Annotated in this window: 10 protein-coding genes and 1 tRNA gene; 6 read left to right on the top strand and 5 right to left on the bottom strand. The window is 72.0% G+C overall.

Translation table 11 applies throughout. The features are described 5' to 3' along the window. Positions 1 to 2: 2 nt before the first annotated feature. Positions 3 to 1,088, top strand: coding sequence for a phosphoribosylformylglycinamidine cyclo-ligase (purM, locus tag IAG43_RS14895; RefSeq protein ID WP_187741220.1), 1,086 nt, complete (start codon positions 3 to 5; stop codon positions 1,086 to 1,088). Between the two features lie 235 nt (positions 1,089 to 1,323). On the opposite strand, the gene IAG43_RS14890 is transcribed toward purM, so the two are convergent. Further along, a complete protein-coding gene (locus tag IAG43_RS14890) occupies positions 1,324 to 1,587 on the bottom strand; it encodes a DUF3073 domain-containing protein (protein WP_187741219.1) in 264 nt (87 codons plus the stop codon). A 279-nt stretch (positions 1,588 to 1,866) separates the two neighbouring features. Continuing rightward, positions 1,867 to 2,958 (bottom strand): Leu/Phe/Val dehydrogenase, encoded by a 1,092-nt coding sequence (locus IAG43_RS14885; protein WP_187741218.1) that lies wholly within the window; start codon positions 2,956 to 2,958, stop codon positions 1,867 to 1,869. A 154-nt stretch (positions 2,959 to 3,112) separates the two neighbouring features. On the opposite strand from IAG43_RS14885, the gene IAG43_RS14880 reads away from it, so the two are divergent. Continuing rightward, positions 3,113 to 3,943: a DUF8083 family protein gene (locus tag IAG43_RS14880; RefSeq protein WP_187741217.1), complete on the top strand. Its 831-nt coding sequence runs from the start codon at positions 3,113 to 3,115 to the stop codon at positions 3,941 to 3,943. A 477-nt stretch (positions 3,944 to 4,420) separates the two neighbouring features. Continuing rightward, the gene (gene bldC / locus IAG43_RS14875; protein WP_003949541.1) at positions 4,421 to 4,627 is read left to right on the top strand and encodes a developmental transcriptional regulator BldC; all 207 of its coding nucleotides are present in this window, start codon (positions 4,421 to 4,423) and stop codon (positions 4,625 to 4,627) included. Between the two features lie 376 nt (positions 4,628 to 5,003). Here the strand turns inward: bldC and IAG43_RS14870 are convergent, their stop codons facing one another. From IAG43_RS14870 to hrpA, 3 genes are all read right to left on the bottom strand, one after another. Beyond that, complete coding sequence (locus IAG43_RS14870; RefSeq protein ID WP_187744794.1) at positions 5,004 to 5,333, bottom strand: DUF6274 family protein; 330 nt, start codon at positions 5,331 to 5,333, stop codon at positions 5,004 to 5,006. A 181-nt stretch (positions 5,334 to 5,514) separates the two neighbouring features. Further along, a tRNA-Asp gene (locus tag IAG43_RS14865) sits at positions 5,515 to 5,589 on the bottom strand. Positions 5,590 to 5,696: 107 nt separating this feature from the next. Next, a complete protein-coding gene (gene hrpA, locus IAG43_RS14860; protein WP_187741216.1) occupies positions 5,697 to 9,650 on the bottom strand; it encodes an ATP-dependent RNA helicase HrpA in 3,954 nt (1,317 codons plus the stop codon). Positions 9,651 to 9,820: 170 nt separating this feature from the next. Between hrpA and IAG43_RS14855 the strand changes: the two genes are divergently transcribed. From IAG43_RS14855 to IAG43_RS14845, 3 genes are all read left to right on the top strand, one after another. Next, on the top strand, positions 9,821 to 10,249 hold the full coding sequence (locus IAG43_RS14855; protein ID WP_187741215.1) for a hypothetical protein: 429 nt from the start codon (positions 9,821 to 9,823) through the stop codon (positions 10,247 to 10,249). A gap of 264 nt (positions 10,250 to 10,513) precedes the next feature. After that, positions 10,514 to 11,302, top strand: a complete 789-nt coding sequence (locus IAG43_RS14850; RefSeq protein ID WP_187741214.1) for a DsbA family protein — start codon at positions 10,514 to 10,516, stop codon at positions 11,300 to 11,302. Beyond that, complete coding sequence (locus tag IAG43_RS14845; RefSeq protein ID WP_187741213.1) at positions 11,299 to 12,129, top strand: cytochrome c biogenesis CcdA family protein; 831 nt, start codon at positions 11,299 to 11,301, stop codon at positions 12,127 to 12,129. Before IAG43_RS14850 ends, IAG43_RS14845 begins: the two co-directional genes overlap by 4 nt. Positions 12,130 to 12,261: the final 132 nt, after the last annotated feature.

Genomic DNA, 12,261 nt, shown 5'->3' with positions numbered 1-12,261 from the left:
CCATGTCCCAGGCACATCCTGCCGAAGGCGGCGCCAGCTACGCAGGTGCGGGCGTCGACATCGAAGCGGGCGACCGCGCCGTCGAGCTGATGAAGGAGTGGGTGAAGAAGACGCAGCGCCCCGAGGTCGCCGGTCTCGGCGGTCTCGGCGGATTCGCCGGCCTCTTCGACGCCTCCGCCCTCAAGCGCTACGAGCGCCCGCTGCTCGCCTCCGCCACCGACGGTGTCGGCACCAAGGTCGACATCGCCCGCCAGATGGGCGTCTACGACACGATCGGCCACGACCTGGTCGCCATGGTCATGGACGACATCGTCGTGTGCGGTGCCGAGCCCCTCTTCATGACCGACTACATCTGCGTCGGCAAGGTGCACCCCGAGCGGGTGGCCGGGATCGTCAAGGGCATCGCCGAGGGCTGCGTGCTCGCCGGTACCGCCCTGGTCGGCGGCGAGACGGCGGAGCACCCCGGGCTGCTCGGCCCGGACGACTTCGACGTCGCCGGCGCGGGCACGGGCGTGGTCGAGGCCGACCGCCTGCTGGGCCCCGACCGCATCCGCGAGGGCGACGTGGTCATCGCCATGGCGTCCTCCGGGCTTCACTCGAACGGGTACTCGCTCGTCCGGCACGTCCTCTTCGACCGCGCGGGCATGTCGCTCAACGCACAGGTCGCGGAGCTCGGCAGGACGCTCGGCGAGGAGCTGCTGGAGCCGACGAGGATCTACTCGCTGGACTGCCTGGCGCTCACCCGCACGACCGAGGTGCACGCGTTCAGCCACATCACCGGCGGCGGTCTCGCGGCCAACCTGGCGCGGGTGATCCCGGACGGCCTGCACGCGACGGTCGACCGCTCGACCTGGACGCCGGGCGCCGTGTTCGACCTGGTCGGCTCCGCCGGCAAGGTCGAGCAGCTGGAGCTGGAGAAGACCCTGAACATGGGCGTGGGCATGATGGCCGTCGTCCCGGAGACCTCCGTCGACGTGGCGCTGACCACCCTCGCCGACCGCGGTCTGGACGCCTGGGTCGCCGGACGGATCGTCGCCCGCGGCGACCGGCCGGCCGGCGCGGAGCTCACCGGCGGGTACGCGCGCTGAGGTCTTCCGCCCGGATCATGACCGGATCAGTGCGCCGGTCATGATCCGGGCGGCAGACGCCGGCCCCGGGATGCCCGGTTCGCACCACCGGATCCGGGCACGCCGAAACGGCGACTGCCGGCAGGCAGTCGCCCGGTTGACCCGCGGATACGGTCCGTACGACACCGGGGAGCCCGACGCGGAGCACACAGAACCCGGTCCGGGGCAAGCCCGGACCGGGTCGGTGAGTCAAGCGTCAAGCGCCGCGGCGCTGCGACGAGGAACCGGACTCGTCGTCCTCGTCCTCGTCGTCGTTGTACATGTCCGCGTACCGCGCGTACGGGTCGTCTTCCTCGTCGTCGTCCTCGAACGGCTCGCCGTTGGGCGGCTGGTTCGAGAGCGGACTCGGAGTAGAAGCGCCCAGCTCGTTGGCCAGACGCGACAGGTCAGTCCCGCCGCTGTTGTACTTCAGCTGGCGGGCGACCTTTGTCTGCTTGGCCTTGGCCCGGCCGCGCCCCATGGCTCGACCCCCTCGGTGACGGGGCTCGACGGCCCCAGAGTCTTGACACGCGTTCATGATGCGGAACGGGCTCTCCTCGAAGAGCTCGGTCCGTGGGTTTCAACGGTACCTGCTTCCGCGGCCATACGGTACGCCGCCCGCATGAGGTGCCACTTCACAGAACCCTCGAGGCGCCTGGTCCTCGCTGGTCAACTGCGATTTTAACCTCTTCTTCGCCGCCGACCCGCCGACCGGGGTGAGTCTTCTCTCCCCGGACCGGCGGGCGGGACGTGCCGCGGGTCAGCGCCGGCGGGCCTCCGCCATCCGCTGCTCGGCGATCCGGTCGGCCGCGGCGGCCGGCGGAATACCGTCTTCCTTCGCACGTGCGAATATTGCCAGCGTGGTGTCGAAGATCTTCGCGGCCTTGGCCTTGCACCGGTCGAAGTCGAAGCCGTGGAGTTCGTCGGCGACCTGGATGACCCCGCCGGCGTTGACGACGTAGTCGGGGGCGTAGAGGATCCCGCGGTCCGCGAGGTCCTTCTCCACGCCGGGGTGGGCGAGCTGGTTGTTGGCCGCGCCGCAGACCACGGTCGCGGTGAGCACCGGGACGGTGTCGTCGTCGAGCGCGCCGCCGAGCGCGCAGGGCGCGTACACGTCCAGGCCCTCGGTGCGGATCAGGGCGTCGGTGTCGGCGACCGCGGTGACCTGGGGGTGCTTGGCGGTGATCCGGCGCACCGACTCCTCGCGCACATCGGTGATCACGACCTCGGCGCCGTCCTCCAGCAGGTGCTCCACCAGGTAGTGGCCCACCTTGCCGACGCCGACGACGCCGACCCTGCGGCCGCGCAGCGACGGGGCGCCCCACAGGTGCTGGGCCGAGGCGCGCATGCCCTGGAAGACGCCGTACGCGGTGAGCACGGAGGAGTCGCCCGCCCCGCCGTTGGCCGGGGAGCGGCCGGTCACCCAGCGGCTCTCGCGCGCCACGACGTCCATGTCGGCCACGTAGGTGCCGACGTCGCAGGCGGTGACGTAGCGGCCGCCGAGGGAGTCCACGAAACGGCCGTAGGCGCGCAGCAGCTCGTCGGTCTTGATCAGTTCGGGGTCTCCGATGATCACGGCCTTGCCGCCGCCGTGGTCCAGTCCGGCCATGGCGTTCTTGTAGGACATCCCCCGCGCGAGGTTCAGCGCGTCGGCGACGGCCTCCTCCTCGGAGGCGTACGGGTAGAAGCGGGTGCCGCCGAGGGCCGGGCCCAGGGCGGTGGAGTGGATGGCGATGACGGCCTTGAGGCCGGTGGCGCGGTCCTGGCACAGCACGACTTGCTCGTGTCCCCCCTGCTCCGATCGGAACAGGGTGTTCAGTACGTCGACACGGGCGCCGGTCACATCGGTCACGGTGGTGACTCCCAAGTACGAGACGGCGGAGGGGGACCTTCCTGTGGGTGGGGAAGGTCCGGTTGGGCAGAAGGGTAAGGCCTACGCGTGCGTAGATCAGGCCCGGTGCGGCGGATCACCCTCGACGGGAGTACCGGCGTGGAAGGATCACGCCATGCCCGCGCTGTCCTCGGTTCTCGTCCCGTACACGGCCTATCTGCGGATCTACGAGCCGCTGGTGGCCTTCCCCGAGCCGGAGCGCGGCCACTGGGCGCGCTACGCCCGGACCGGCAGGGCGCCCACCGCGCAGGACGAACTGCGCCGTTCGCTCGCCGACTTGCTGCCCACTCCGCCGGTCGCCGTCCCGGTCCACGAGAGCGCGGACGCCTTCGTGACCGAGGTCGACGGGGTCGTGTGCGTCTGCCCCTGGCGGACCAGGCTGCGGGGGTGGCTGGCGCTGGAGGAGCTGCCGGGGCGGCTGCCGGCTCCCCTGCTGGACGTGGTGCTGCCGCCGGTCGTGCGGGGGCAGGCCGCGGCCGACTACGAGCAGTGGAGGGAGCGCAACCCGGACGCGCGCCCCTGGATCAGGTCGGCGGTGTGGGGCGTCCCGGTGGGCTGGTTCGTCCTCTTCACGGACGAGGAGCGGGCCTACGAGGAGGCGGTGCCCGCGCTGCGGTACCGGACGCCGATGGTCCAGGCGCGCCGCCGGCTGGCGCGGGCGCTGCGCACGCTGCGGGAGGCCATCGACGAGGGGCCGCTGACCGAGAGCCTGGTGGACGTGGGCCGGTGGCTGGAGGAGTTCCACCCGCGGTCGCTGGTGGAGCTGGACTACGGCGGGCTCGTCCACGCGCTGCCCGGCGACCAGCTCGCGGGCGACCGCTCGGCCGCTGACGCGGCGGAGGGCCTCGAGGCGCTGCGGGCGGGGGACGGCGAGGCCGCGGTGGCGGCGTACGGGCGGCTGACGGAGCGTTGGCGGGCCGTGAGGGACCGTCAGTTCGCCAACTGACCGGGCCGCTGGAGACCGGCGAAGACGCAGAGGGGACGTAGGTCCCGATCCGGGCGATTGCCCCAAGCGTGATGGACGGCACTAACCGCGCCCTTGCGCCCATCACCTCCCCTCGTGTCAAAATAGGACAAGGAGTCCGGGGAGGGTTCCTTCCGCCTGCTTATGGGTGGATTGCTCTGCATTGACCGCTATGGGGGGTCTGGTGACTCCTGATCGCTCTGTGACTGATCGTTACTGTGACGTGACTGTCCGTTATGGCATGGTCCATCGGGCTTCGGCCGTTGATGGACACCTCAGAGGGCAATTCCATCGGTTTGGCCGACGTGGCTGGACAGATGGTGTAGTTGTAGTGCCGAGGACAAGCCGTTCGTCCTATAACCGACTCGGCCCGCGTCCGCCATTTCGGGCAACGCGGGTCAAGGTGCAGAATTTTAAGGAAAGAACCGAGATGGTTCGGTTCTCCCGAGGAGGCCGCTCATGACCGCTCGCACCCCTGATGCCGAGCCGCTGCTGACCCCGGCTGAGGTTGCCACGATGTTCCGCGTGGACCCGAAGACGGTCACCCGCTGGGCTAAGGCGGGCAAGCTCACGTCCATCCGCACGCTCGGAGGACACCGCCGTTACCGCGAGGCAGAGGTCCGCGCACTGCTTGCGGGTATTCCGCAGCAGCGCAGCGAGGCCTGAACACCCCGTATGACCGGGCTTGTCCGGGGCCCCCACCCTGGATCCGCCCACCCCTAGCTTCATCCGGCGTGCGCCTGCCCCAACAGGCTTCCGTCGTCGATCGCGCTGGACTCCGCCGGGTCCAGCGCGATTTTTTCTGTCCCGGGCCGGGTGCGCCGGCCCCGTGGCCGGTCCGTCGGGGGTGCCGGGCCTGACATCGCTGTCGGAACGGGGGGCCGCCGACGGTCAGTGCAATGGCACATATTAAATCGGGGTGTTGTAGGGAGGGGGTAAGTTCCCGATGTGCGAGAACCAGTTCGGTGACACCCGTCACAGTACGCGCCTCTTGCCAAATTCCAGCCTGCCACTCAACGCGCCGCGCCGCGCCGGGCATTGGTCACTCTTCAGGGGGACGTTCGTCCCTCCCCGGCAGTGCCGTCCCCGGCCTCTCGGGCGCCCCGTGCGGCTCGGCCGCGGCCGCCGGGGGCCCGGACGCGTCCGGGCCGGCGTCCGGCGGGGCGGCCGCCGCCTCTCCGCGGCTCCCGGCCGCCGCGGGACCGGGCTCCGCGCGTTCCGCCGAGGGGCCGGGCTCCGCGCGCTCCGTCGCGAGGCGCAGGAGGCGGTGGCAGACCGGACAGGTCCTCGTGATGTGCCGGTAGCCCGTCGCGGCCGCCAGATGGGCACGCAGCAGTGCGCGGGTCTCGTGATGTCCTGCCGTGGCCGTCATGCACGTCACCTCCGTGGCGTGTGCCGCCCTCCGGGGAAACCCCCCGGGGCCCCGGAAGGAGCCCGGGAAGACCGGGGTACTCGCCGGGGCGGGCCCCGTCAAGACGTCCCGCACGGGGCGGCCGGGCCGCGCACACGACGAAGGCCCGCATCGTGACGATGCGGGCCTTCGTGTACTGGCGCGGTCCTGACGGGATTTGAACCCGCGGCCTCCACCTTGACAGGGTGGCGAGCACTCCAAACTGCTCCACAGGACCAGGATTTGCGGCCTCTTCCGGCGACTTCCGTCGCTTTCCCCGGCTGCGAGAGAGACTGTACAGGAGAGGCGCTGGTCTGGTCGAACTCACTCAGTGCTGTCGCGTGATCACGGCGCCAGGGCGTCGATCGCCTTCACGATCCGCTTGTCCGAGACCGGGTACGCGGTGCCCAGGGCGTGGGCGAAATAGCTCACCCGCAGCTCCTCGATCATCCACCGCACGTCCAGCACCTGCTGCGGCACCGGGCGGCCCTGCGGCAGCTGTTCCAGCAGCCACGCGTACTCGTCCCGCATCTCGTGCACCTTCTCCATGCGCGTGGTGTCGCGCTGGACCGAGGTGGGCATCTGCTGGAGCCTGCGGTCCGCGGCGACCAGATAGCGCATCAGGTCGGGCAGCCTCCCCAGCCCCGTGCGGGTCACGAAGCCGGCCGGCATCAGCTCCGCCAGCTGCTGGCGCACGTCCGCCACGTTGCGGAGCAGCGTCGGGCTGCCCGTGGCCTTCAGACGGCGCTCGCAGGCCTGCCAGGCGGCCAGGATCTGCTGCACCCGGTCGACGGTGCGCACGGTCAGTTCCACCAGATCGGCGCGGACCTTGTCGAACAGCTTCCGGAACGACTCCTCGTCCCATGCCGGGCCGCCGTGGTCCGCGATCAGGCGGTCGGCCGCGGCCGAGGCGCAGTCCTCGAAGAGCGCCTGCACCGAGCCGTGCGGGTTGCGGGACAGCGCCAGCTTCTGCTGGTTCGTCAGCCGGTCGGAGGCGAACTTGGCAGGGTTGACCGGGATGTTCAGCATGATCAGCCGACGGGTGCCCTGCCACATGGCCTGCGCCTGCTCGGCCTCGCTGTCGAAGAGGCGCACCCCGACCGAGGAGCCCTCGTCGACGAGGGCCGGAAAGGCCTTCACCGGCTGGCCGGCGCGACGCGTCTCGAAGACCTTGGTCAGGGCGCCGATCGTCCAGTCCGTGAGCCCGGTGCGCTCCAGGGAGCCGCCGGACGGGCCGGAGGAGGCCGCCGCGGCGGACAGCGCCTGGCGGGCCTTCGGCCGCAGCTTCAGCCGCAGCGCCTCCAGGTCCTTGTCCTCGGCGATCTTCCTGCGCCGCTCGTCGACGATCCGGAAGGTGATCCGCAGGTGGTCGGGGACGCGGGACAGGTCGAAGTCGTCCGCCGAGACGGGGACGCCGACCATCCGCTGGAGCTCGCGCGCCAGAGTGACCGTCAGCGGCTCCTGGAGCGGGACGGCCGTGTCCAGGAAGCGGCCCGCGTAGTTGGGAGCCGGTACGTAGTGGCGGCGGATCGGCTTGGGGAGGGAACGGATCAGCTCCGTCACGACCTCCTCCCGCAGGCCCGGGATCTGCCAGTCGAAGCCCTCGTCCGTGACCTGGTTGAGCACCTGGAGCGGGACGTGGACGGTCACGCCGTCCGCGTCGGCGCCGGGCTCGAACTGGTAGGTCACCCGGAACTTCAGCCGGCCCTGGCGCCAGGAGTCCGGGTAGTCGTCCTTGGTGACCGCGCCGGCCTTCTCGTTGATGAGCATCTCGCGCTCGAAGTCGAGCAGCTCGGGCTGCTCGCGCCGCTTGTGCTTCCACCAGGAGTCGAAGTGGGCGCCGGAGACGACGTGCTCGGGCACCCGCTGGTCGTAGAAGTCGAACAGCGTCTCGTCGTCGACCAGGATGTCGCGGCGCCGGGCCCGGTGCTCCAGCTCCTCGACCTCGGTCAGCAGCCGGCGGTTGTCGGCGAAGAACTTGTGGTGGGTGCGCCAGTCGCCCTCGACGAGGGCGTTGCGGATGAACAGGTCACGGGAGGTCTCCGGGTCGATCCGCCCGTAGTTGACCTTCCGCTGCACCACGATCGGCACGCCGTACAGGGTGACCTTCTCGTAGGCCATGACCGCCGCGGCGTCCTTCTCCCAGTGCGGCTCGCTGTAGGTGCGCTTGAGCAGGTGCCCGGCCAGCGGCTCGATCCACTCCGGCTCGATCCGGGCGTTGACCCGGGCCCACAGCCGCGACGTCTCGACGAGTTCCGCCGACATGACGAACCGCGGGGGCTTCTTGAAGAGCGCCGAGCCGGGGAAGATCGCGAACTTGGCGCTGCGGGCACCCAGGTACTCGTTCCGGCCGCCGCTCCCGCGCCCGCTCTCGCCGCCGGTCTCCTTCACGTCCTTCATGCCGACGTGCGACAGCAGACCGGCCAGCAGCGAGACGTGCACCGACTGCTCGGGGGCGTCGGCGTCGTCGACGTGGAAGCCCATCTGCTTGGCGACCGTGCGCAGCTGGGAGTAGATGTCCTGCCACTCGCGGATGCGCAGGAAGTTCAGGTACTCCTGCTTGCACATCCGGCGGAAGCTGGAGGAGCCGCGCTCCTTCTGCTGCTCGCGGACGTAGCGCCAGAGGTTCAGGTAGGCGAGGAAGTCGCTGGTCTCGTCCTTGAACCGGGCGTGCTGCTGGTCGGCCTGGGTCTGCTTCTCGGCCGGCCGCTCGCGCGGGTCCTGGATGGAGAGCGCGGCCGCGATCACCATGACCTCGCGGACGCAGTTGTTCCTGTCGGCCTCGACGACCATCCGGGCGAGCCGGGGGTCGACGGGGAGCTGGGACAGCTTCCGGCCGAGCTGGGTGAGCCGCTTCTTCGGGTCCTTCTCGGCGGGGTCGATCGCGCCCAGCTCCTGGAGGAGCTGCACGCCGTCGCGGATGTTGCGGTGGTCCGGCGGGTCGATGAAGGGGAACTTCTCGATGTCGCCGAGGCCGGCGGCGGTCATCTGGAGGATGACCGAGGCCAGGTTGGTCCGCAGGATCTCGGCGTCGGTGAACTCCGGCCGGGCGAGGAAGTCCTCCTCGGAGTACAGCCGGATGCAGATGCCGTCGGAGGTGCGGCCGCAGCGGCCCTTGCGCTGGTTGGCGCTGGCCTGGCTGACCGCCTCGATGGGCAGCCGCTGGACCTTGGTGCGATGGCTGTAGCGCGAGATGCGGGCGGTGCCCGGGTCGATCACGTACTTGATGCCGGGGACCGTCAGGGAGGTCTCGGCGACGTTGGTGGCGAGCACGATCCGCCGGCCGGTGTGCTGCTGGAAGACGCGGTGCTGCTCGGCGTGGGAGAGCCGGGCGTACAGCGGCAGCACCTCGGTGAAGCGGTACTGCTTCTTGTTGAGCGCGTCCGCGGTGTCGCGGATCTCGCGCTCGCCGGAGAGGAAGACGAGGATGTCGCCCTTGCCCTCGCCCATCAGCTCCTCGACGGCGTCCGTGATCGCGGTGATCTGGTCGCGGTCGGCGTCGTCGGAGTCCTCCTCCAGCAGCGGCCGGTAGCGGACCTCGACCGGATAGGTGCGCCCGCTGACCTCGACGATCGGGGCGTCGCCGAAGTGGCGGGAGAAGCGCTCCGGGTCGATGGTCGCGGAGGTGATGACGACCTTGAGGTCGGGTCTGCGCGGCAGCAGCTGGGCGAGGTAGCCGAGCAGGAAGTCGATGTTGAGGGACCGCTCGTGGGCCTCGTCGATGATGATCGTGTCGTAGGCGCGCAGCTCGCGGTCGGTCTGGATCTCGGCGAGCAGGATGCCGTCCGTCATCAGCTTCACGAACGTGGCGTCCTGGTCCACCTGGTCGGTGAAGCGGACCTTCCAGCCGACCGCCTCGCCGAGCGGGGTCCGCAGTTCGTCCGCCACGCGCTCCGCGACGGTGCGGGCGGCGATCCGGCGGGGCTGCGTATGGCCGATCATGCCCCGGACGCCCCGGCCGAGCTCCATGCAGATCTTGGGGATCTGCGTCGTCTTGCCGGACCCGGTCTCACCGGCGACGATCACGACCTGGTGGTCGCGTATCGCCTCCAGGATCTCGTCCTTCTTCTGGCTGACGGGCAGCTGCTCGGGGTACGTGATCGCGGGCATCCGCGCGGCACGGCGCGCGGTGCGGGCCGCGGACTTCTCCGCCTCTGCGGCGATCTCGTCCAGCACGGCCTGGCGGGCCTCGGGCTTGCGGATGCGGCGGGCGCCCTCGAGACGGCGGCCGAGCCGGTGGGCGTCGCGCAGCGACGCCCCGCTCAGCGCGGTCTGGAGGTCGGCGAAGGAAGTAGACATACGGACACCAGGATCGCACCCCCGCGGAAGCGGTGGCGAACCCATTTCGCCGGTTCTCCGGCACAGGTGGTGCAGTATGGAGCGAATCGTTCACGCCCTGTGCGGAGCTCTGCACGCCGGAGCCCCGCACGCCGGGGCGCCGCCGCCCGACGCCGAAGGGACCGCCCGCCATGCCGACCGGCCGCGACCGCGGGCACCGGGCACCCTCCGTGCTGGGCGTGTTGCTCGGGACGCTGCTCGTGCTGGCCGGCTGCGCCTGGGCGGCCGCGGCGCCGGCCCCCGCGGGCGGGTACGGCACGGCGCCGGCCCTCGCGGCGCCCGCTCCCGCCGGTGCGGTCGCGGTCGGGGGCGACGAGGGTTCCGGGACCGTGCCGGGCTGCGGCCGGGGTCTTCCCGGCGGTGACGACGGCGCACGGCCGGGCATGCCGCCGCGCGGCGCGGCGGCGCACGAGCCGCCTGCCGCGACACAGCAGCTCCCGGCGTCCCTTGCCGGGGCGCTGCCCGCCTGGGACGACGTACGGCTCGCCCGGCCGGCGCCGCGCGGGCCGCCACCGCTCTGCCCGCCGTCCCCCGTCCTCCTGTCCGTGCTGCGCGTGTAGGGCGGCCTTCCGCGGCCGGTCCTCCGGGGCCGGGCCGCCGCCCGGCGGCGCCCGCGCCCGCCCGCGATGGCCCGCGGCCCGCGTGTCCGCGTGCGACCGCAGGGATGCGCGCCGCGCGCGGCCGGGCGTCGCCACGCGTCCACCACGCCTCGCCCGCCGCGCGCCGACCCGTATCCGCGCCCCGCGCCGCCGGGCGTCCGCACGCATCCACCCCCATGTCCCGCGCCGCCGGGCGCCCACACGCCAACGCACAGGAGCACCACCATGCCCTCGTCCGCCGCACCCGTCTCGTCCCGCAGGCCGATCGCCATCGGGGCGGGGGTGCTCGTCGCCGCGCTGCTGCTCGGCTACGCCTCGTACTCCGCGACCAAGCCGTCCGACGCGGGCCCCGGCGGCTCGTCGGCCGTCGCCCCGAGCTCCGCCGGGCCCGGCGGCGACAGCCACCCGGAGCTGCTGGAGCTCGCCCGCCGGGACGCCGGCGACCCGCTGGCGGCGGGCCGGGCCGACGCCCCGGTCGTGATGGTCGAGTACGCGGACTTCCAGTGCGGCTACTGCGGGAAGTTCGCCCGCGACACCGAACCGGAGCTGATGCGGAAGTACGTCGAGGACGGCACCCTGCGCATCGAGTGGCGCAACTTCCCCATCTTCGGGGCCGAGTCGGAGGCCGCCGCGCGGGCCTCCTGGGCGGCCGGACAGCAGGGCCGGTTCTGGGAGTTCCACGCGGCGGCCTATGCGGACGGCGCGAAGGAGAAGGGCTTCGGCGCGGCCCGGCTGCGGGAGCTGGCCCGCGAGGCGGGCGTCGGCGACCTCGACCGGTTCGCCCGGGACACGGAGAGCGAGGCGGCGCGGAAGGCCGTCGCCCGCGATCAGGAGGAGGGCTACGGCCTGGGCGCCACCTCGACGCCGTCGTTCCTGGTGAACGGCCGGCCGATCGCGGGCGCGCAGCCGATGGAGACGTTCACGCAGGCCATCGAGGCGGCCGCCGCGGAGGCCGGGAAGGGCCGCGCCGCCGGGTCCGGCGCATCGGAGCAGGGCGAACAGGGGCCGCGATGAGCGACATCGGCTACCTCGCCGCCTTCCTCGGCGGCCTGCTCGCGCTGGTCAGCCCGTGCAGCGCCCTGCTGCTGCCCGCGTTCTTCGCGTACTCCGTCGACACCACCGGGCGGCTGGTGGCTCGGACCTGCGTCTTCTTCGCCGGTCTCGCGACGACCCTCGTCCCCCTCGGCGCCGCCGGGTCCTTCGCCGGCCGGTTCTTCTACGGCAACCGCGACCTGCTGGTCGCCGTCGGCGGCTGGCTCATCATCGTCCTCGGGGTCGCCCAGATCGCCGGGGCCGGCTTCGCCTCGCGCCGGCTCGCCGAGGTGTCCGGGCGCATCCGGCCGACGACCGCCCTCTCCGTCTACGCCCTCGGCCTCGTCTACGGGCTCGCCGGCTTCTGCGCGGGCCCGATCCTCGGCAGCGTGCTCACGGTGGCCGCGCTCGCCGGCAGCCCGGTCTACGGCGGGCTGCTGCTCGCCGTGTACGCCCTGGGGATGGCGGTTCCGCTCTTCCTGCTGGCCGTGCTCTGGGAGCGGTACGACCTGGGGCGCCGCCGGTGGCTGCGGGGACGGGAGTTCGGGGTGGGGCGTTTCCGACTGCACACGACGTCGCTGCTGTCGGGGCTCTTCTTCGTGCTGCTGGGCACGGTGTTCCTGGTCTTCGACGGCACCACCGCGCTGCCGGGTCTGCTGTCGGTGGACGACTCCTTCGCGGTGGAGGAGTGGGCCTCGGGCGTGGGCCGGGCGGTGCCGGACTGGGCGCTGCTGGCCGGGGTGGTGGCGGTCGTCGCGGTGGTCCTCGCGGTCCGCGGCCGGCGCCGGCCGGCCCGTGACGGGACCTGACACGGCATGGGGCGCGGTCCGACGGGCCGCGCCCTCCGTGGCGGGAGTGGACGGAGTGGACGGAGTGGACGGAGTGGACGGAGTGGACGGAGTGGACGGAGACACGAAGAAGGCCCCGATCTCTCGATCGGG

Source organism: Streptomyces genisteinicus, assembly GCF_014489615.1.
Classification (GTDB): Bacteria; Actinomycetota; Actinomycetes; order Streptomycetales; family Streptomycetaceae; genus Streptomyces; species Streptomyces genisteinicus.
This window is presented reverse-complemented; position numbering and strand designations above follow the sequence as displayed.

Excerpts from the sequence above, each read along its gene's own strand:
- purM (WP_187741220.1), top strand. The coding sequence starts at position 3 with ATGTCCCAGGCACATCCTGCCGAAGGCGGCGCCAGCTACGCAGGTGCG.
- IAG43_RS14890 (WP_187741219.1), bottom strand. The coding sequence starts at position 1,587 with ATGGGGCGCGGCCGGGCCAAGGCCAAGCAGACAAAGGTCGCCCGCCAG.
- IAG43_RS14880 (WP_187741217.1), top strand. The coding sequence starts at position 3,113 with ATGCCCGCGCTGTCCTCGGTTCTCGTCCCGTACACGGCCTATCTGCGG.
- bldC (WP_003949541.1), top strand. The coding sequence starts at position 4,421 with ATGACCGCTCGCACCCCTGATGCCGAGCCGCTGCTGACCCCGGCTGAG.
- IAG43_RS14870 (WP_187744794.1), bottom strand. The coding sequence starts at position 5,333 with ATGACGGCCACGGCAGGACATCACGAGACCCGCGCACTGCTGCGTGCC.
- hrpA (WP_187741216.1), bottom strand. The coding sequence starts at position 9,650 with ATGTCTACTTCCTTCGCCGACCTCCAGACCGCGCTGAGCGGGGCGTCG.
- IAG43_RS14855 (WP_187741215.1), top strand. The coding sequence starts at position 9,821 with ATGCCGACCGGCCGCGACCGCGGGCACCGGGCACCCTCCGTGCTGGGC.
- IAG43_RS14850 (WP_187741214.1), top strand. The coding sequence starts at position 10,514 with ATGCCCTCGTCCGCCGCACCCGTCTCGTCCCGCAGGCCGATCGCCATC.
- IAG43_RS14845 (WP_187741213.1), top strand. The coding sequence starts at position 11,299 with ATGAGCGACATCGGCTACCTCGCCGCCTTCCTCGGCGGCCTGCTCGCG.